The 975-nt window shown below is 62.8% G+C and carries 1 protein-coding gene; it reads right to left on the reverse strand.

From position 1 onward, the window contains the following. Nucleotides 1–951 (reverse strand): MFS transporter (locus PL599_RS22695; protein WP_271359894.1); only part of this gene is annotated, 951 nt, incomplete at its 3' end. Nucleotides 952–975: the final 24 nt, after the last annotated feature.

Here is a 975-nt window from a genome sequence, read left to right on the forward strand (position 1 = left end):
CGTCAGCGCCGCCATCGCCGCCAGATAGGTGCCGACCGCCGCGAGACCGTAGTTACCCTGCAGCCAGGCGGCAATGTACGGCGCGACCGAAGCGCCGAGGATCGACGACACGTTATAGGAGAACGACGCGCCGGTGTAGCGCACTTCCGTCGGGAACAGCTCCGGGAGCAGCGCGCCCATCGGGCCAAAGGTCAGTCCCATCAGGCTTAAGCCCAGCAGCAGGAAGGCGAAGACCAGCAGCGGATTGCCGGAGCCCAGCAGCGGTTTAAAGGCGAACAGGGCGAACAAAATAATCATGGTGGTGATTATAATCATGCTCTTGCGACGACCAAAGGCGTCCGCCAGCAGGCCGGCGACAGGCACCATCACGCCAAAGCCAATCACCGCCATCATCAGCATCCACAGCACTTCGTTACGCGGCAGACCCAGGCCATTCGGCGCCGCGCCGGTGCTGAAGGTCATCGAGTAGACGGTTATGATGTAGAACAGGGTACAGGTGGCCCGCATGATGAAGGTGCCCAGCACCGTCACCCGGACGTGTTTGGTCAACAGGGTACCCAGCGGGATTTTGACCTGTTTTTTCGCCGCCGCCACTTTGGCGAAGACCGGGGTCTCATGCAGCGAGACGCGAACATACAGACCGATGATCACCAGCACCGCGGAGAAGATAAACGGCACGCGCCAGCCCCACTCCATAAACTGCTGGTCGGTCAGCAGCCAGGAGAGCAGCAGGAAGGTGCCGTTGGCGAAGAAGAAGCCGATCGGCGCGCCCAGTTGTGGGAAGGAGCCATACAGGGCGCGCTTGCGCGCCGGGGCGTTTTCCGTAGCCAGCAGCGCTGCGCCGCCCCATTCCCCGCCGAGGCCAAGGCCCTGACCGAAACGCGCCAGCGCCAGCAGCATCGGCGCGACAATGCCAATGCTTTCATAGCCGGGCAGCAGGCCGATCACCACGGTGGAGATCCCCATGGTTAGCAG

Source organism: Agrobacterium sp. ST15.16.055, assembly GCF_027956555.1.
Taxonomy (GTDB): Bacteria; Pseudomonadota; Alphaproteobacteria; order Rhizobiales; family Rhizobiaceae; genus Agrobacterium; species Agrobacterium salinitolerans.